Source organism: Kitasatospora sp. NPDC056327, assembly GCF_042261735.1.
Taxonomy (GTDB): Bacteria; Actinomycetota; Actinomycetes; order Streptomycetales; family Streptomycetaceae; genus Kitasatospora.
Genome location: NZ_JBHJRC010000181.1, coordinates 1 through 16,900, shown reverse-complemented (window position 1 = coordinate 16,900; position 16,900 = coordinate 1). Strand labels below are relative to the sequence as shown.

At 76.5% G+C, this 16,900-nt stretch carries 16 protein-coding genes; 7 read left to right on the top strand and 9 right to left on the bottom strand.

Annotation, left to right across the window (positions count from 1 at the left end; genetic code table 11):
• The 3 genes from ACFCX4_RS23980 to ACFCX4_RS23970 all read right to left on the bottom strand — a co-directional run.
• On the bottom strand, window positions 1-254 hold a 254-nt coding region (locus tag ACFCX4_RS23980; protein WP_376145792.1), incomplete at its 3' end, for a CYTH domain-containing protein.
• 46 nt (window positions 255-300) lie between these two features.
• Entirely contained in the window at window positions 301-855 is a 555-nt protein-coding gene (locus tag ACFCX4_RS23975; RefSeq protein WP_376145789.1) for an NUDIX domain-containing protein, read from the bottom strand.
• 98 nt (window positions 856-953) lie between these two features.
• Window positions 954-2,348: a CapA family protein gene (locus ACFCX4_RS23970; protein ID WP_376145786.1), complete on the bottom strand. Its 1,395-nt coding sequence runs from the start codon at window positions 2,346-2,348 to the stop codon at window positions 954-956.
• Window positions 2,349-3,101: 753 nt separating this feature from the next.
• On the opposite strand from ACFCX4_RS23970, the gene ACFCX4_RS23965 reads away from it, so the two are divergent.
• From ACFCX4_RS23965 to ACFCX4_RS23950, 4 genes are all read left to right on the top strand, one after another.
• Complete coding sequence (locus ACFCX4_RS23965; RefSeq protein ID WP_376145783.1) at window positions 3,102-3,875, top strand: universal stress protein; 774 nt, start codon at window positions 3,102-3,104, stop codon at window positions 3,873-3,875.
• A 111-nt stretch (window positions 3,876-3,986) separates the two neighbouring features.
• Window positions 3,987-5,222 carry a M48 family metalloprotease gene (locus tag ACFCX4_RS23960; RefSeq protein ID WP_376145780.1) on the top strand — a complete coding sequence of 412 codons (1,236 nt, stop codon included), beginning with the start codon at window positions 3,987-3,989 and terminating at the stop codon, window positions 5,220-5,222.
• A gap of 38 nt (window positions 5,223-5,260) precedes the next feature.
• Window positions 5,261-5,683: a MarR family winged helix-turn-helix transcriptional regulator gene (locus ACFCX4_RS23955; RefSeq protein WP_376145777.1), complete on the top strand. Its 423-nt coding sequence runs from the start codon at window positions 5,261-5,263 to the stop codon at window positions 5,681-5,683.
• Window positions 5,684-5,829: 146 nt separating this feature from the next.
• Window positions 5,830-7,014, top strand: a complete 1,185-nt coding sequence (locus tag ACFCX4_RS23950) for a PP2C family protein-serine/threonine phosphatase (RefSeq protein WP_376145774.1) — start codon at window positions 5,830-5,832, stop codon at window positions 7,012-7,014.
• A gap of 59 nt (window positions 7,015-7,073) precedes the next feature.
• Here ACFCX4_RS23950 and ACFCX4_RS23945 read toward each other — a convergent pair whose 3' ends face one another.
• The 4 genes from ACFCX4_RS23945 to ACFCX4_RS23930 all read right to left on the bottom strand — a co-directional run bounded on the left by ACFCX4_RS23945 (window position 7,074) and on the right by ACFCX4_RS23930 (window position 10,483).
• On the bottom strand, window positions 7,074-7,640 hold the full coding sequence (locus ACFCX4_RS23945; protein ID WP_376145771.1) for a hypothetical protein: 567 nt from the start codon (window positions 7,638-7,640) through the stop codon (window positions 7,074-7,076).
• Window positions 7,641-7,775: 135 nt separating this feature from the next.
• Complete coding sequence (locus tag ACFCX4_RS23940) at window positions 7,776-8,588, bottom strand: SDR family NAD(P)-dependent oxidoreductase (protein ID WP_376145768.1); 813 nt, start codon at window positions 8,586-8,588, stop codon at window positions 7,776-7,778.
• 47 nt (window positions 8,589-8,635) lie between these two features.
• Complete coding sequence (locus ACFCX4_RS23935; RefSeq protein ID WP_376145765.1) at window positions 8,636-9,364, bottom strand: MIP family channel protein; 729 nt, start codon at window positions 9,362-9,364, stop codon at window positions 8,636-8,638.
• Window positions 9,365-9,535: 171 nt separating this feature from the next.
• Window positions 9,536-10,483, bottom strand: coding sequence for an NADP-dependent oxidoreductase (locus ACFCX4_RS23930; protein ID WP_376145762.1), 948 nt, complete (start codon window positions 10,481-10,483; stop codon window positions 9,536-9,538).
• A gap of 177 nt (window positions 10,484-10,660) precedes the next feature.
• On the opposite strand from ACFCX4_RS23930, the gene ACFCX4_RS23925 reads away from it, so the two are divergent.
• Window positions 10,661-12,127, top strand: coding sequence for a LuxR C-terminal-related transcriptional regulator (locus ACFCX4_RS23925; protein ID WP_376145759.1), 1,467 nt, complete (start codon window positions 10,661-10,663; stop codon window positions 12,125-12,127).
• 465 nt (window positions 12,128-12,592) lie between these two features.
• On the opposite strand, the gene ACFCX4_RS23920 is transcribed toward ACFCX4_RS23925, so the two are convergent.
• Window positions 12,593-13,201 carry a helix-turn-helix domain-containing protein gene (locus ACFCX4_RS23920; protein WP_376145757.1) on the bottom strand — a complete coding sequence of 203 codons (609 nt, stop codon included), beginning with the start codon at window positions 13,199-13,201 and terminating at the stop codon, window positions 12,593-12,595.
• Window positions 13,202-13,737: 536 nt separating this feature from the next.
• On the opposite strand from ACFCX4_RS23920, the gene ACFCX4_RS23915 reads away from it, so the two are divergent.
• Complete coding sequence (locus tag ACFCX4_RS23915) at window positions 13,738-14,211, top strand: hypothetical protein (protein ID WP_376145754.1); 474 nt, start codon at window positions 13,738-13,740, stop codon at window positions 14,209-14,211.
• A gap of 86 nt (window positions 14,212-14,297) precedes the next feature.
• Here ACFCX4_RS23915 and ACFCX4_RS23910 read toward each other — a convergent pair whose 3' ends face one another.
• On the bottom strand, window positions 14,298-15,419 hold the full coding sequence (locus ACFCX4_RS23910) for a tyrosine-protein phosphatase (RefSeq protein ID WP_376145751.1): 1,122 nt from the start codon (window positions 15,417-15,419) through the stop codon (window positions 14,298-14,300).
• Between the two features lie 265 nt (window positions 15,420-15,684).
• Here ACFCX4_RS23910 and ACFCX4_RS23905 point away from each other — a divergent pair, with 265 nt between their 5' ends.
• Entirely contained in the window at window positions 15,685-16,845 is a 1,161-nt protein-coding gene (locus tag ACFCX4_RS23905) for an FAD-dependent oxidoreductase (protein WP_376145748.1), read from the top strand.
• Window positions 16,846-16,900: the final 55 nt, after the last annotated feature.

The following is a 16,900-nucleotide window of genomic DNA, read 5'->3' as shown; positions in this document are numbered from 1 at the left end:
GCCCTGGCCTCGGCCGCCCGTGTCCCGTGCTCGGGCTTCGACCCGGACTCACCGTCCACCCGGGCGCCCTTGTACGTCAGCAGCACCGTCCGGGAACCGTCCGCGCCGGTCGCCTCGCGGATGCGCGACTCCCGGTCGCCGGAGCCGGGCCGGCCGTCCGGGGTGTCGCAGTAGGTGTCCCGGCAGACCTCGGCGCGGCCCGGCCCGTACCCGCCCTCCAGCCGCCGCAGCACCGCGCCCGGCTCCCGGACCACCGCCTTCGGCTCCGCCTCGATCGCCGCGCGCCCCCGGCCCGCCCCGTCACCGGGCGCTCCGCGAGGCCAGCCGGTACGGCCCGAGGAAGTACGACAGGGCCGCCAGCGACGCGCCCTCCGCCACCTCGCCCGCCGCCAGCAGGCCCACCACCTCGTCCTCGGTCAGCCACTCCACCCGGCTCGCCTCCGAGCGGTCCACCGGCTCACCGATCCGCGTCGCGCCGGTGACGTGGAAGGAGTGGAAGTGCATCGTGGAGATCCCCGCCATCGCGTCGAACTCGGTCAGCGGCACCACCGCGCCGGGCCGCCAGCCGGTCTCCTCCTCCACCTCGCGGGCCGCGGCCGCCGCGGGCTCCTCCCCCGGCTCCACCCACCCGGCCGGCAGCTCCCAGCCCCACCGGCCGGTGATGAAGCGGTGCCGGTGGAGCAGCAGGAAGCGCCCCGCCCGGTCCGTCACCACGGAGTTGGCGCACTCCTTCGGCATCCGCAGCACGTGGTGGTCGACCCGGCCGACACCGGGGATGTCCACGTCGTCCAGCCAGAGCTCCACCCACGGCGACCCGTACACCTGGCGCCGTCCGTGCACCTCCCACTCCGTCACTGCCCGTGCCCTCCGTGCGCCGATCGTCTCCGTCCGACCCTCTCACGCCCGCCGCCGTGCGGCGGCCCGCTGTCCCCGTCCGCCCGGCGGGCGGTGGCTCAGCGGGTGGAGGCGGAAGGGGCGGCGTTGTTCGGGGCCGCGGTGTTCGGGGTGGCGGACCGCTTGGCGCCGGAGGCGGGCGCGACGGGCGCCCTGCCCTCGGCCGTCCTGTCGTCGGACGGCTTGCCGTCGGACGGCTTGCCGTCGGGGGTCCGGCCGTCGGTCGCCCTGCCGGACGGCGTCGCGGCCTTGCCGGACGGCGTCGGGGAGGAGGTCCCGGAAGGCGCCGCGCCGACGGCGGTGCCGGACGCGGCCCCGGGGACCGGCGCCAGACCGGTGCACCCGCGCAGCCCGTCGCGGCGCTTGAGCGCGGCGGCCGCTTCCGCGCCCGACTGCGGCATCGGCACGCCCCGGTCGTCGATGGTCGCCGGGGCGAACTCCTCCCCCAGCACCTTCCCGGCCGGGCTCAGCGTCAGCGTGGTGACCCCGGTCTCGTTCGAGTTCGCGTAGTTGGAGGTGCCGTACCAGAGGAAGTTGCCGAAGCCGTAGCCGATGTAGGTGTCGCCGATCATGCCGGAGCCGACCATGGTGTGCGCGTGGGTGCCGACCACGGCGGTCGCGCCCGCGGACGCGAGCTTCTTGGCGATGGTGGTCTGGGCACCGGTCGGGCACGCCTTCCCCTCGTCGCCCCAGTGCAGGTAGACCAGCACGACCGGCGCCTGCCGCTTCGCGTCACCGACCGCCTTGACCAGCGCGGCGGTGTCCAGCGCCGAGGCGATACCGGGCTTGTTCGCACCGGCCCGCCACTTCTGGTTGGTGAGGTCCTCGACCTGGCTGGCGGCCACCACCGCGACCTTCACCCCTCGCACGGTGGTGACGTACGGGGCGTACGCCTCCTTGGCGTTGCGGCCGAACCCGACCACCGGGACCGGTGAGGAGGCCTTCGCGGCGAGCGTGTCGGCGAGGCCGTCCGCGCCGAAGTCGACGGCGTGGTTGTTGGCGAGCGAGACGACGTCGACGCCGGAGTCCTTGAGCGCCGTGAGCGCCTTCGGCGAGGTGCGGAAGGTGTACGTCTTCTGCTCGGCGGTGCCGCGTTCGGTGATCGCGGTCTCCAGGTTGAGCACGGCCAGGTCCGCGGCGGCGAGCGTCCGGGAGGACGGGCCGAGCGCCGTCTCGGGCGGCTGCACGGAGAGCCGGGCCTCGGTGCGGCCCTCGAAGTGGACGTCGCCGGCGAACGCCACCGTGATGCTTCCGTCGGGGCGGGGCGCCCCGGACGTCTGGTCGCCGGAACCGTCGGACGCACCCGGCGAGGCCTTCGCCGCCGCGGCCGCCTCGGCGGCGGCCTTGGCCGCCTTCGCGGCCTTCACGGTGGCCGGATCGGGGTCGTCCGGTCCGCAGGCGGCCACGGGTATGAACCCGAGCAACAGGGCGACGGCGGCCGCGGCACGGCGCATGTGTGTTCCCCCAAGGTCGATCAGCAGCGGTCAGCCTACGCCACTCCCCCGCGCTCCCTTCGCGCCTCGGGCACAAGCGGCACCGGCCCGTCGCCCACCGTTCGACCACCCCCGCCGCACCCGCCCCGGCCACCTGCGCACACAGCCCCGGACACACCGCCCGCACCAGGCCACGGGCACCCCGACTCCACCACCGGACCGCCCCGTTCCGCCCGGCCCACCGACCTCCCGACGCCCCGCGGAGCCCCACCCCACGACCCGTGGACCGGGCCGCCCCGCCGGCCACGGTCCGGGATCCTCACCCGCGCACGGAGCAGAACGCGCCGCCTGACCGATCACCGGCCGAACCGTCCCGAATCCACCACCCAACAGGCCCCACCGGCCACCCCCGCCGACACCCGCAACCCACCACCCAGGCCAACCCCACCCCACCCACAGGCCGAACCGTCCCCGCCACAGCGACCCCCACCCCACCAGGCCCCACCGGCCAGGTCATCAACCACCCGCCCACACCCGGAGCCACCACCCCGCGCACCGGCCGAACCGTCGCGAATCCACCACCCAACAGGCCCCACCGGCCACCCCCGCCGACACCCGCAACCCACCACTCCGGCCCCACCCACCCCACCCACAGGCCGAACCGTCCCCAACCCCCACCCCACCAGGCCCCACCGGCCCTGGCACGGCGGCCTGGCCGCGGGCAGCGTGGAAACGTGGAGGCTCCGTGAGGACACGACCGGCAGGTGGTGGGTCATGACCGGGATCACCGGGACGGCCGTTCCGGCCGACGGGCCCGTCGGCGGGCGGCGGATCGTGGTCGGGATCGACGGCTCGGCGCCCTCGAAGGCCGCGCTGCGCTGGGCGGTCGGCCAGGCGCTGCTGACCGGGGCCACGGTGCACGCGGTGGCCGCGTGGGAGTATCCGTCGCTGTACGGCTGGTACGCGCCGATCGCCGACGACGGCTTCGAGCGGGCCGCGCGCCGCACCCTGACGGTCGAGGTGGACGAGGTGGTCGGCCGCGAACGCCCGGTGCCAATCGAGGAGAGCCTGCTGCCCGGCCACGCCGCCGAGGTGCTGCTGGAGGCCGCCGAGGGCGCCGACCTGCTGGTGCTCGGCCACCGGGGCCGGGGGACCTTCGCCCGGGCCCTGCTGGGCTCGGTGAGCGCGCGCTGCGCCGTGCACGGGTCCTGCCCGGTGGTGATCGTCCGCGCCGACGGTTCGGCGGCGCCGCCCGCCCCTCCCGCCGGCGGTGCCGCCGCCGAGGACCGCGGGGAGCACGCCGTCCGCGCCAAGGACTGGCAGCTGACCCTGCACGTGGTGGAGGACCGCGACACCACCCGGGTGCACGCGGTGCTGGACGCCGACGGGAACGTGCTGCACAGCGACACGCTCGCCCGCCGGAGTCCGCGGGACGCCCCGGCCCCGGCGGTGGGCGACGAGTTCGCGGTCGGCCGGGCCCTGGTCGAACTGGGCCACCGGCTGCTCCGCGCGGGCACCCACCGCGCCACCGGGCCCGCCGGGGAGTGACATGCTGGCTGCCGACGGACGACGCCCGCCCCCACGACAGCCCGCCTCCGCACCGCGGCCGGCCCCGGACGACGGGCCGCCCGTGGCCGGCCGACAGACGACGGACAGCAGATGACGGACCCAGCCGCCCCGCCCCCGAACGACCACCCCGCCCCCGCACCCGCACCCATCACCGCCCCCGACTTCACGCCCGCCCAGCGCGCCCGCGGCCGTGCCCTGCGCCGTGCCCGGCTACCGTGGGCGCTCGGCGGCCGGGTGACCGGCCTGGCCCTGGCCCTGGTGCTCGGCCTGACGCCCGCCGGTGCCGGGCTGGTGTCGGCGGCCGGCGGCCTGTTCGGCGGTTCGCGGACGGCGGAGGTGCTCGCCGGGGCCGCGGCCCTGGTGCTGCTGGGACAGTTGGCGCAGGTGCCGTTCGGGGCGGGTGCCCGGTCGGTGCGGGCCCGGTTCGGCCTGGTGACGCAGGGCTGGGCCGGCTGGACGGTGGACGTGCTGCGCGGGCTCGCGCTCACCCTGGTCCTCGCCCTGCCGGCGGCCCTCGGCCTGTACGCGCTGACCGACCGCTCGCCGCGGTACTGGTGGGTGCCGGCGGCGGGGGCGGCCGCGCTGCTGACCGCCGCGCTCTCCTTCCTCCACCCGCTGCTGGTGGAGCCCGTGTTCAACCGCTTCACACCGATGGCGCCGGGCCCGCTGCGCGAGGCGCTGCTGGGTCTGGCCGACCGGGACGGCGTCCGGGTGCGGGACGTCCTGGTGGCGGACGCCTCGCGCCGCACGACGGCGCTCAACGCGTACGTGTCCGGTCTGGGCGCGACGCGGCGGATCGTCGCGTACGACACCCTGCTGTCGACGGCCGAGCCGCGCGAGGTGGAGCTGGTGGTGGCGCACGAGCTGGGGCACGTCAAGCACCGGGACGTGCTGACCGGCACGGTGCTGACCGCGGCGGGTGCGGCCGTCGTGGTGGCGCTGCTGGGCCTGGCGGCGGACCGGGAGGCACTGCTGTCGGCGGCGGGCGCGGCGGACGCGGCCGATCCCCGGTCGATGGCGCTGCTGGCGGCGTGCGCGGCGCTGCTGGGTGCCCTTTCGGGCCCGGTGCAGTGCGCGGTGAGCCGCCGGGTGGAGGTCCGGGCCGACCGGCACGCGCTCGAACTCACCGGAGATGCCGAGCAGTTCATCGCGATGCAGCGCAGACTGGCTCTGACCAACGTGTCCGACGTCGACCCGCCCCGGGTGCTTGAGCTACTGTTCGCCACTCACCCGAGCGCCACCCGCCGGATCGCCGCCGCGCGCGCCTGGCAGGCCCGGCGGTCCGGTCCGTCCGGGTCCGCGACCGCAACCGAATTCGTTGTATAGTGCAACGAAATTCCGGGGACCCGAGGAGGTAGGCCGCCGTGCCCGACCGCGAGACGTCGATCGCCACCATCCAGCGCGAGCTGACCGCCTTCGCCCGCCGCGCCCGCCACAAGGCCTCCCAGCTGCACCCGGACCTCTCCCTGGTCACGTACAGCATCCTGGACCTCATCACCGAGCGCGGCGGCTGCCGGGCCGCCGACGTCGCCGCGCACTTCATGCTCGACAAGTCCACGGTGAGCCGCCAGGTCACCGCCCTGGAGAAGCTCGGGCTGCTGCGCCGCGAGACCGACCCGGAGGACCAGCGCGGCCAGATCCTGCTCGCCACCGAGGCCGGGCTCACCCTGCTGCGGGAGGCCAACGAGCAGCGGCGGCTCTCCTTCGCCGCCCGCTTCACCGGCTGGGCGGACGAGGACGTCGCCCGCTTCGCCGACTACCTGGCCCGCTACGGCTCGGAGGGCTGACGGGCCTCCCGGGCCTCGCCCGGGCCCGAACGCCGGCCGAAGGCCGAGCGCCGACGAACCGCCGAACGCCGGCCGCGCCCGGTGCGGTTCCGGGCCGGCCGGCTCCCGGGGTGCGGCGGACCACTCGAACGGTGTACAGAGGAGAGGTGCCACCCCGGCAGCCTCCCCGTACCCCCCGGCCCGACGGCCGCCGCTCCTGGCGGCCCGACCGCCGGGCCCTGACCGCGGTCCCGCTCGCGCTGATCGTGCTGATCACCGTGGTCGACGTGCTCGCGCCGCCGGACATCCACCTGGGTCCGCTGCTGATCGTCGCCCCCGCCCTCACCGCCTCCCTCGCCGGTGCCCGCGCGACCACCGTCGTCGCCCTGCTCGCGATCGCCGCGCTGACCGTCATCGGCGCCCTGCGCGACGGCATCACCACGCCCAACCACCAGACCCAGCTCGGCGCCCTGCTCGCCGTCTCGGCCCTCATCGTCGGCCTGCGCGCGCTGCGCGACCGGCACGAACGCGAGCTGGCCCGGGTCCGCTCCGTCTCCGAGGCCGCCCAGCGCGTCCTGCTGCGCCCGTTGCCCGACCGGATCGGCCCCCTGCACCTCGCCTCCGTCTACCTGGCCGCCGAGGCCGAGGCACAGGTCGGCGGCGACCTCTACGCGGCCGCCCGCACCACCGGCGGCACCCGGCTGCTGGTCGGCGACGTCCGCGGCAAGGGCCTCCCCTCGCTCGGCGAGGCCGCACTGCTGCTGGGCGCCTTCCGCGCCGCCGCGCACCTGTACGCCGACCTGCCCGGCCTGGTCGCCCACCTCGACGGCAGCATCGCCCGGGACCTCGCCCAGCCCGCCGAGCAGCGGTGCGGCCCGCCCCCGCCGCCCGGCGCCCGGCCGGACGCGGACGCACCGCCGGACGACAGCGGCGAGTCCTTCATCACCGCCGTCGTCCTGGACGTCCCGGACGACGAGGCGGTGGTCCGGCTGGTCGACTGCGGCCACCCGCCGCCGCTGCTCCTGCACCGCGACCGGGTCACCGCGCTGGAACCGGCCCGCGCCGCGCCGCCGCTCGGCCTCGGCGAGCTGGCCCCGGAGCCGTACCGGGTGGAGGAGTTCCCGTTCCTGCCCGGCGACCGGCTGCTGATCCACACCGACGGCGTGATCGAGGCGCGCGACGCCGGGCGGCGGTTCTACCCGCTGACCGAGCGGCTGTCCGCCCGGCTCGCCGACCACCGCGAGGAGCGCCCGGCCTCGCTGCTCCACCACCTGCGGCGCGACCTGCTCTCGTTCGCGGGCGGGCGGCTGGACGACGACGCGGCGATGGTCGTGGTGGAACGCCTCGACTGAAGGGGCGCGAGGCGGCGGCCCGGCTCGCTGGCCCGCCCGGGTCAGCCGACCTGCCCGGGTCAGCCGTGGCCCGCCCGGGTCACGGCTCGTACGGCGGCCGCGGGACGTCGAAGCAGGTGGTGGTCATGGACTCCACCCGGGTGGCCCAGCCGCCCCGTCCGCCCTCGGCCGCGTCCTGCCGGCGGGCCGCGTCCGGACGGGCCCGGACGGCTGCGGCCGCGGGACGAAGGAGGCGGGCAGGAGCAGACCTGCGCGTCGTACGGCTCGGGGCGGTTCATGAACCGTTCGACGCAGGCCCTGATGAGGTCCGCACCGCACGGTCCCATCGCGTCGGCGAGCCGCTGGGCGCCCGCCCGGCCCTCCGGCTCCCAGGCCGACAACAGCGGCTCCCGGTCCGGGAAGGCGTGCGCCACCGCGGCCCGGAACTCCGCCACTGCCGGGCACCGGACGGCCTCGTGGTCGAGCGAGGAGGAGGTGGCCCGGAGCACGTCGCGGCAGGCCGGTGAGGCCCCGTAGTCGGTGCGGACCGCCTCCGACCAGTTCTGCACACCGGTCACCTCGGCGAAGACCCGGACCCCCGACTCGTCCGGCGCCCGGCAGCGCGCGGCGTCGCCCCGGGTGTCCACGGCGTCGAACAGCAGCTGCGACCCGTCGGCCCGGACGGGGAACCCGCCGAGCCGAGGACGGACCCGGGCCCGGGCCGGTAACCCGGGCCATTAGCCCGGGCCGGAACGCCCGCCGGGCCCCGGCGGGCGCCGGTCTCACTGCGCGAGGTAGCCGCCGTCCACCGGGAGGACGGCACCGGTGATGAAGGAGGCCTCGTCGGAGGCCAGGAAGAGGACGGCGGCGGCCACCTCCGCCGGGGCGCCGAGCCGTCGCATCGGGTGGCGCTGCTCGATCGCGGCGAGGTACTCGGGGCCGCCGGGCTCGTCGCGCAGGCGGGCGACCCGTTCGGTGGTGATGGTGCCGGGGGCGACGGCGTTGACCCGGATGCCGCGGTCGGCCCACTCGACGGCGAGGTGCTTGGTGAGGCCGGAGGCGACGAACTTGGCGGGACCGTAGACGGCCTGGCCGCGCTGGCCGGCGACGCCCGAGATCGACGAGACGCAGACGATCGCGCCCCCGCCACCGGCCCCGCCCGTACCGCCACCGGCCGGGGCCATCGCCTCGATCGCGTACTTGCAGGTGAGGAACATCCCCCGGCCGTCCACGGCCATCACGCGGTCCCACTCCTCGGCGTCGGCCTCGGTGATCTCGGACAGCGGGAGCACCCCCGCGTTGGCCACCAGGACGTCCAACCGGCCGTGCCGGTCGACGGCTGCGTCGATCATCCGGCGCGCGTCCGCGTCCCGGGCGACGTCGCCGGTCACCGTGGTGACGGCCCGCGGCAGCCGTTCGGCCAGCCGCCGCAGGCCGTCTCCGTCCACGTCCGTGGCCACGACCGCCGCGCCCTCCCGGGCGAAGAGCTCGGCCACGGCGCGGCCGATCCCGTGGGCGGCGCCGGTGACCACGCAGAACTTGCCGGCCAGCCGGCCGCCGGGCGCGCCGGGCGTCGATGCCTTCGTCTCCGTCATGGCACCGCACTGTAACGGCGCGCTGCCGGACGGTGAAACCCCCGCTGCTACGCCGGGGTACGGGCGTCGGTGGCGAGGGCTTCGGCGGCGGCGAGGTTGGGCCGAGGGTGGGTCAGCAGGTGCACGCCGGCCGCCAGGGCGCCGCCGAGCAGCGGTGCGAGGAGGAACAGCCACAGCTGGGAGAGCGCCGGACCGCCGGCGAACAGGGCCGGGCCGAGGCTGCGCGCCGGGTTCACCGAGGTGCCGGTCAGCGGGATGCCGACCAGGTGCACGACCACCAGGGCCATGCCGATCGGCAGGCCGTCGAAGCCGGTGACCGCGAGCCGGTGGGTGACCGCGAGCACCACGTAGACCAGCAGGAAGGTGAGCAGCACCTCGGTCAGGAAGGCGCCGGCGCCGGTGAGGTGGACCTGGGAACGGTCTCCCCACCCGTTGGTGCCGAGCCTGCCGTGGGTCTCCAGGCCCGGGACCTGCTTGGCGAGCAGCAGCACCAGTGCCGCGCCCGCGATGCCGCCGAGCACCTGGGCGACCCAGTACGACACCGCCGTGCGGCCGTCGATCCGGCGGGCCAGCAGGAAGCCGAGCGTCACCGCCGGGTTGACGTGGCAACCGGAGATCGGCCCGAGGGCGTAGGCGAGGGCGAGCAGCACCAGGCCGAACGCGAGCGCGATGCCCACCGGCCCGATGGCGTCCCCGGCGAGCACCGCCGCACCCACCGCCAGCAGCACCAACAGCAGCGTTCCGAGGAATTCGCCGACCACTGCTCGTCTGTCCATCCGGTCCTCCAGACCTCGTCCGCGCGGACGGTCCGGCGCCGCCCGTCGCACCCGGTCGGCCGGCCCGCACGCGTTCGGGTGAGTGCGGGCCGGCCGACCGGGCGGTCCCCGTGATCACGGGGATTCCGAGCGTCGGATTATTCCAAACAGGTGAAAATCAGACCAATCGGGTCAAGCCACGGTAAGAACGATCTTTCCGCGCAGATGCCCACGCGCGCTCTCGGCCTGTGCCTCGGCCGCCTGCGCCAGCGGGAGCACCCGGTGCAACGGCAGCCGCAGGCCGCCCGTCTCGAACAGTCCGACCGCCTCCTCCAGGGCCGGCCGGTCACGCGTGATCGTCCCCGGCCCGCCGCTCAGCCGGACCCCGTGCTCGGTCGCGCCGGCCAGGTCGGCGATGGTCAGCACGTTCTCCGCACCGCCCGCCAGCTCGACGGAGAGCGGAAGCACGCCGTCGCCCGCCCCGTCGAGGACGCGGTCGACCCCCTCGGGCGCCGCGGCGCGCACCCGCTCGGCCAGCCCCTCGCCGTACGCCACCGGCACCGCGCCCAGCTCGCGCAGGTACCCGTGGTTGGCCTCGCTCGCGGTGCCGATCACCCGGATCCCACGGGCCCGGGCGAACTGCAGCAGGACCGTGCCCACACCGCCCGCCGCGGCGTGCACCAGCAACGTGTGGCCGGCCCCGGCCCCCAGCAGTTCCAGCGAACGCCATGAGGTCTCGGCCGCCACCGGGAGCGCCGCGGCCCGCGTCCAGTCGAGCGCGGCCGGCCTGCGGACCAGCCGGCCCGCCGACGCCAGCACGTACTCCGCGTACCCGCCGCCGTCCACCCCGCCGAACACCTCGTCGCCGGCCCGCCACTCCGTGACGCCCTCGCCGACGGCCTCCACCACGCCCGCCACCTCGTGGCCGGACACGGCGGGGAAGGCGATCGGGAACAGCCCGGCCAGCGCACCGGACCTGACCTTGTGGTCGAGCGGATTGACACCGGCGGCGCGCACCGCGATCCGCACCTGGCCGGGGCCGGGCGCGGGCACCTCGACCTCGACCGGGCGCAGCACCTCCACGCCGCCGTACTCGGAGAAGCCGACGGCCTTGGCCGAGATGCTCCGGACGTTGCTCATGATTCTCTCCACCGTTCTTCTGTCACAGGGGACTTGACGGACACCGGGGCCTCCGCCGCGGAGCCGTCGGGTATCAGCCTGGCCCGGGCGGCCGATGTTCCCGGCCCGCCGTTCGGCCGGTTCCACCCGTCCGTTCGGCCGGGTGCCCGCGGGCGGGCGCGAACTACGCTGGTCGGCATGGTGGAGCAGCAGCCGCGCGGCGGTCGCGACAGGGACGGGGACGGGGACGGCGATGGGGACCGAGGCGGGGGCGGGGGCACGAACGGGGGCGGGGGCACGAACGGGGACAGCAGCGGGAACGGGCCCGGCGGGTGGTCCTGGGACGACCCCGAAGGGGCCCTGGCCCTCACCGTCGAGGTGCTGCGCACACCCCGTCAGAAGCTCTTCGCCCGAGTCTCCGAGGCACTCTCCGGCCTCGTGCCGCACATCGCGCTGGCCCAGCTCAGCGGGATCTGCACCTGCTCCCCGGCGAGCGTCCTCGGCCCCGCGGAGCTGTCCGCGCGGATCACCGGCGCGGAACTGGCCCGACTCGGCGCCGAGGTCGAGCCCGGCCTCCCCTGGCAGGGCCGGGCCGTGCTCGGCGGGCGCCCGCGCCCCGCGGTCGCCGTGGCGGCCGCGCCGGCGGGCAGCAACGGCGCACTGCTCGTCCTGGTCCGGGCGGCGGACGGAGCCGACCCCGACAGGCCCCCCGCACCGCTGCCCGACCGCACCCTTCGGGTACTGCAGCGGATGTGGGAACTGCTGACCACCCACTCCCACCACCGGGCCGTCGACGCCGCGCCCGCCCACGCCGCCGTCTCGCGCGCCTCGGCGAGCGCCCGGGCCCTCGCCATCGCCGAACTCGGCGGCGCCCACGCCTCGGCCCTCTCCGCGATCCTCGCGCCACTGCGCTCCGCCGCGCTGGACGACGCCACCGCCCGGCGGGTCGCCACCGACCTCGCGGTCGGCGCACTGCTCGACCTGCGCGGCGCCGCCGATCTCGACCGCGAGCTGAGCGAGGAGCCGGCCGCCACCGCGTTCTCCCGACTCGCCGACACGATAAGGCCGTTGCTGCGGCACAGCCCGGTCCGGCTGGACCTGCTGGCACCCGCCGAGGCGGACCGCTCGGTGCCCGCCGACACCGCGCACACCGCCCGCGCCGCCGTCCGGGCCGCCGTGCTCGCCATGCTGGAGCAGGACGGCCTGAGCCGGCTGCACGTGCGCTGGCAGTTCGTCGACGACGGGCTGCGCGCGGTCGTCCGGGACGACGGCCCCGGCCTGCTGACCGCCGACGCGCTGACCGCCCACCGCACCGCCGACCGGATCGCCGCCCTGGCGGGCCGGCTGACGGTCGACGCCGTCCCCGGCTGGGGCACCACGGTGACCGTCGACCTGCCGCTGCACGCCCCGGAGGCCGGGGCGGCGGGGACGGCGGACCTGCCGCCGGGGCTGCACCCGAGGGAACTGGAGGTGCTGGACCAACTCGCCCGGGGCCGCCGCAACCGGGAGATCGCCGGCACCCTGCACATCAGCGAGTCCACGGTGAAGTTCCACGTGGCCAACATCCTGGCCAAGCTGGGCGTCGCCTCGCGCGGCGAGGCGGCGGCGCTCGCCCACCGGGCCGGGCTGCCGACACCGCCGGCGGTGCTGCACGCCGCCTCCTGAACCCGGGCCCCCGAACCGCGGCCTCCCCCGGGTGCCCCGCGGTACCTGACCGGATCCGCGCCGGCCCCTCACCGGATGCGCGCCGCCCCGGCGCCCACGCCGACGGCCCCTACGGCCGGGCGGCGCTCTCGCCTGCGCCGCGCGACGCGCACACCCCGGGGGCGCGGCCCGGCCCGCTCGGAGGCCGCCCGTCGCGAAGGAGCGGACGGTGCCGGGCCGTCGGCACTCGGCAGGCAGGCCGGACACGTCCACCGGGGCGGGGCCCGGCGACGCGGGCGGGACCGGCGGACTCGTGGGCGTCCACCCGGCCGCCGGGTCCTCCCCGCCGTCGCCCAGCAGGAACGTGACGGCACCCCCGGCCGCCACGAGCACCGCCCGCACCGCGACCGCCACGCGTTGCCACCGCTTCGTCCGGCCCCCACCCGGTCACACCGTCGGGAGGCCGACACCCGGCACCGACACCCCTCACACCTCCGTCCAGGCCTCCTTCGTGCGGGTGCGGGCGCGCAGGTGGATGCGTTCGCCCTGCTTGCCGAAGAGGCTGAGGACCTCGACGTCGCCGGCGCCGGTGGACCCGAACCAGTGCGGGTTCTGGCAGTCGAACTCGGCCGCCTCGCCCGGCGCGAGCACGACGTCGTGCTCGCCGAGCAGCAGCCGCAGCCGGCCGGAGAGCACGTACAGCCACTCGTGACCGGTGTGGGTGGCGAGCGAAGGGTCCTGCTGCGCCGCCGGGATGGTGATCTTGAACGCCCGGGGCTCGGTCCGGTGGCGGGAGAGCGGGACGAAGGTCCGCCCGTCGACCCGCCCGGCGTGCTGGTGGACCCTGGGGTCCTCGACCCGCGGGGCGGCGACGATCTCGTCCAGCGGGACGGCGAGGGCGGCGGCGATGGGCAGCAGGAGCTCCAGGCTCGGCTTGCGCTGCTCGGACTCCAGCCGGGACAGCGTGCTCTTGGAGATGCCGGTCGCCTGGCCGAGGTCGGCCAGCGACATGTCCTTGCGCTCGCGCAGGCGGCGCAGCCGGGGGCCGATCTGGCGCAGGGTGGCGGCGATCTCGGGGTTGGCTTCCTGGTCCATGCCGTCGATCGAACCAGGACGTCCCGCTTCCGGCAACGCGGTGTCCCGCCGGAGCGGCGGCGCCGGCGGCTTTCCGCAACGGCCGCCCCGGAGATCCAGCTCGGACGGCCGCGTCGGACGGCCGCGTCGGAGGGCCGCGTCGGAGGGCTCGCCGGCGCCGCTCCGGCGAGCCGTTCGCCGCCCTGCCTCAAGAGGCAGCGGAGAGCCCCGGCCGGACCCCGGGGCGTCACGCGCGCCGCCCCCGCGCCCGCCGCCGCCCGGACGGCGCGCGGAGGGCCGCCCGGGTGCGCGCGCCGGCCGCCGGACGCACCGCACTCCGGCGGCCGGCAGCCCCGGTTCGGCCACGGCGGCCCCGGTTCGGCGATGCCCGTCCGGGCAGAGTCGACCCGTACCCCAAGTGCCCTCACCAGGAGATATGTTGACCTGCCGTCATGTCGGTGGCGAAGCTGACGGCAGACCGGAGCCCGCACGTCGCGGCCGGGTCGCCCGCGCCCCGACCCCCGGCGGCGCGGGAACTCCGTTGCCTGGAGGCAGTGATGGCGATGAAGAGACGGTTCGGAAGGTCCGCGGCCACGGCGGCCCTGGTGGCCGGAGTCGTGGCGGCCGGCATGGTGGGTGCGACGGGCACCGCTCACGCCTCCAACTCGAAGTGGTACTCCTGCTACGGCGGGGAGCAGGTGTACAACGACCCCGTCATCGGCGGACCGTACCTCTGCGGTGGCCGGTGGGGCGACCCCAAGATCGTCTACTTCCCGGACAAGGTGGCGCAGGTCTTCGTCGTCGGCACCGACCACGCGATCTGGACCCGTGAGATGTACCGCTGGGACTGGGGCACGTCGGATCCCCGCGACTGGAAGCCCTGGCAGTCGCTCGGCGGCGCGGTCACGGGCCAGGTGTCCATCGCGTCGGAGTACGGCTACACCCTGCAGCTGGTCACCACCGGCACGGACGGCAAGAGCTGGTACAAGAACAAGGAGGCCAACGGCGTCTGGAGCGGCTGGTTCCGGTAGGAGCCGTCGCCCCGCACGTTCCTGGCGACCTTCCGGAACGTGCGGGGCGGGGCAGGACGGCCGCCCCGGCACCGCAGGCCCGGGCGTCAGCCGACGAGCAGCTGGCTCCGCAGGTCGCGAAGGTCCCGCCGGTCCAGGCCGAGGCCGGACTTCAGGTAGGCGCCGAAGGAGCCGTACTGCCTCCGCACCTCGTCGAACCCCGCGGCCAGGTACTCGGAGCGGACGTCCAGCAGCGGCCTGTAGACCTCCTGCTGGGCCGGCGGCAGCTGGGCGAGGGTGGCGGCGATCTCGGCGGCCCGGTAGGTGTTGCTGGCCAGGTAGTCGGCCTCGACGGTCTCGCGCGGCACGCCCAGCGCGGTGAGCAGCGCGGCGGACGCCCAGCCGGTGCGGTCCTTGCCCGCGGTGCAGTGGAACAGGACGTTCTCGTCGTCGCGCTCGACCAGCGAGTTCAGCACCGCGCGGTAGGCGGTGCGGGCGCTGTCGGCGGAGACCATGGTGCGCTCGGCGTCGGTCATGGCCCGGACGGCGGCCTGCGGGGTCCTGACGTCGAACGCGCCGGTGTCGGCGGCGCCGAGCACGTTGGCGTCCACGGCGGTGGCGCCGGCCGGCAGGCGGTCGGGGGCGGCCTTCTGCTCGGCCGGGGTGCGCAGGTCGAAGACGGTGCGGATGCCGAGGCGGCGGAGCTTCGCGAGGTCCTGGTCCGTCAGCCTGGACAGGTCGCCGGAACGGTGGACGACGCCCATCCGCACCCAGTGGCCGTCCGCGGTGCGGTAGCCGCCGGCGTCACGGAAGTTCGGCGCCGAGGCGAGGTGCAGCGAGCGGTCGGCGACGACGAGCGGGGCGCCGCGGTCCGGGACGAGCTCGAAGAACCAGCGGTCGGCGGCGCGCAGGCCGGTGACGGTGACCGTCGCGGTGCCGCTGCCCCCGGCGACGGGCTTGCGGTGGGCGATGTCGTCCTGGTCGGTGCCGGCGTACACGGTGACGTGCCGGGCGCCCGGGGCGGTCCAGGCCAGGGCGAAGCTGCCGTCCGCCTGCTGGGTGACGGTGGCGGCGGTGAAGGGGATCGCGTGCCGGGCCGCGGCCGGGGCAGCCACGGCGCCGGCGGCGGCACCGCCCGCCGGGGCGGCGACGGCCAACGCGGGGGTGCCGAGGACGAGGGCGCCGGTGAGCGCCACCGCCGCGGTCACACGGGTGCGGGAGATGGTCATGGCCCGGACGGTAGGCAGCGGGCGATGGTGCTTCGTGTACGCCGGGTGACCTGCGGGCGACACCTCGCCGAACGTCCCGGTCGACGCGGGTTCGACCCCACCCGCACGCCGTCCGACCGCCCCCGTCGCGCGGGAGGTCGACCCGGCCGGCTTCCCGCGCGACGGGCTGTCACATCCGGGCGGGCTGCGTCGTCCCCCTCCCGACAGCGGCCGCCCCGGCACCCACCGGAACGGCCGGACCGGGACGACCAGGGAGGACGAGAACATGGCTCAGCGGCTCACCATCATCGGTGGAGGCTTCGGCGGTCTGACGGCGGCCGTCTCGGCGGCCGAGGCCGGTGCCGAGGTCACGCTCCACGAGGCCCACCGGCGGCTCGGCGGCCGGGCCCGCACCAGCGAGGGCCCCTACCGGGCCAACGAGGGACCGCACGCGTTCTACCGGCGCGGCCCGCACTGGGCGTGGCTGCGGCAGCGCGGACTCACCGGCCCGCTCGCCCGGATCCCGCTGGGCGCCCTGCTGCGCACCCGCTACCTCCACGACGAGCGGCTGCGCGCGCTGCCGCCGCTGGCGCTCACCCGGCTGGCGGCCCGCCGCGACGCCCCCGTCGGCCGGACCTTCCTCGGCTGGGCGAGCGAGGTGGCGGACGAGCGGACGGCCCGGGCGGCAGCCAACTTCGCGGCCGTCGCGACGTTCCACCACGACCCGGGGCTGCTGTCGGCGGCGTTCACCCAGGAGCGGCTGCGCCGGGCGGCGAGCCTTCCGCCCGAGGCGGCGTACCCGGTCGGCGGCTGGCAGTCGGTGATCGACCGGATGGCCGCGCGGGCCCGCGAGCTCGGGGTGCGGATCGAGACCGGCTCACGCCTGGAGGCGCTGCCGCCCACCAACAACCCGATCCTCGTCGCGACGTCCCTGGAGTCGGCCCGCCGGCTGCTCGACGACCCCGGCCTGACCGGGGAGAGCGGCCGGACGCTGCTGCTCGACCTGGCGCTGCGCCCGCGCCGCGGCGACGCCTTCTTCGTCTCCGACCTCGACCGCACCGGTTGGGTGGAGCGCTTCACCACCCAGGACCCGGGCCTGGCGCCGGCCGGCGAGCAACTCGTGCAGGCCCAGCTTCCGCTGGCCCCCGCCGAGTCGAGGGAGTCCGGCCTGGCCCGGGCCGAGCACCTGCTGGAGCTGGGCTTCCCCGGCTGGTCCGACCGCCTGCTCTGGCGCCGCACCGCCGTCGCCACCGCACGCACCGGCGCCGTGGACCGCCCGGGCACCACCTGGCGCGACCGCCCCGCCGTCGACCGCGGCCACGGCGTCTACCTCGTCGGCGACCAGGTCGCCGCCCCGGGCGTCCTGAGCGAGGTCTCCTTCACCAGCGCCCTCGAAGCCGTCTCCCTCGCCCTCACCCGCCACCCCACCCACCAGCACACCCGCTGACCCCCAACCCCGGGCCCACTAGGCCCCGACCAATAGCCGCCGCCCCCAACCCCGC

Bases quoted from the DNA above. Each gene is read 5' to 3' on its own strand.
- ACFCX4_RS23920 (WP_376145757.1), bottom strand. From the start codon at position 13,201: ATGGACCAGGAAGCCAACCCCGAGATCGCCGCCACCCTGCGCCAGATC.
- ACFCX4_RS23925 (WP_376145759.1), top strand. From the start codon at position 10,661: ATGGTGGAGCAGCAGCCGCGCGGCGGTCGCGACAGGGACGGGGACGGG.
- ACFCX4_RS23930 (WP_376145762.1), bottom strand. From the start codon at position 10,483: ATGAGCAACGTCCGGAGCATCTCGGCCAAGGCCGTCGGCTTCTCCGAG.
- ACFCX4_RS23965 (WP_376145783.1), top strand. From the start codon at position 3,102: ATGACCGGGATCACCGGGACGGCCGTTCCGGCCGACGGGCCCGTCGGC.
- ACFCX4_RS23910 (WP_376145751.1), bottom strand. From the start codon at position 15,419: ATGACCATCTCCCGCACCCGTGTGACCGCGGCGGTGGCGCTCACCGGC.
- ACFCX4_RS23940 (WP_376145768.1), bottom strand. From the start codon at position 8,588: ATGACGGAGACGAAGGCATCGACGCCCGGCGCGCCCGGCGGCCGGCTG.
- ACFCX4_RS23915 (WP_376145754.1), top strand. From the start codon at position 13,738: ATGGCGATGAAGAGACGGTTCGGAAGGTCCGCGGCCACGGCGGCCCTG.
- ACFCX4_RS23935 (WP_376145765.1), bottom strand. From the start codon at position 9,364: ATGGACAGACGAGCAGTGGTCGGCGAATTCCTCGGAACGCTGCTGTTG.
- ACFCX4_RS23905 (WP_376145748.1), top strand. From the start codon at position 15,685: ATGGCTCAGCGGCTCACCATCATCGGTGGAGGCTTCGGCGGTCTGACG.
- ACFCX4_RS23970 (WP_376145786.1), bottom strand. From the start codon at position 2,348: ATGCGCCGTGCCGCGGCCGCCGTCGCCCTGTTGCTCGGGTTCATACCC.
- ACFCX4_RS23960 (WP_376145780.1), top strand. From the start codon at position 3,987: ATGACGGACCCAGCCGCCCCGCCCCCGAACGACCACCCCGCCCCCGCA.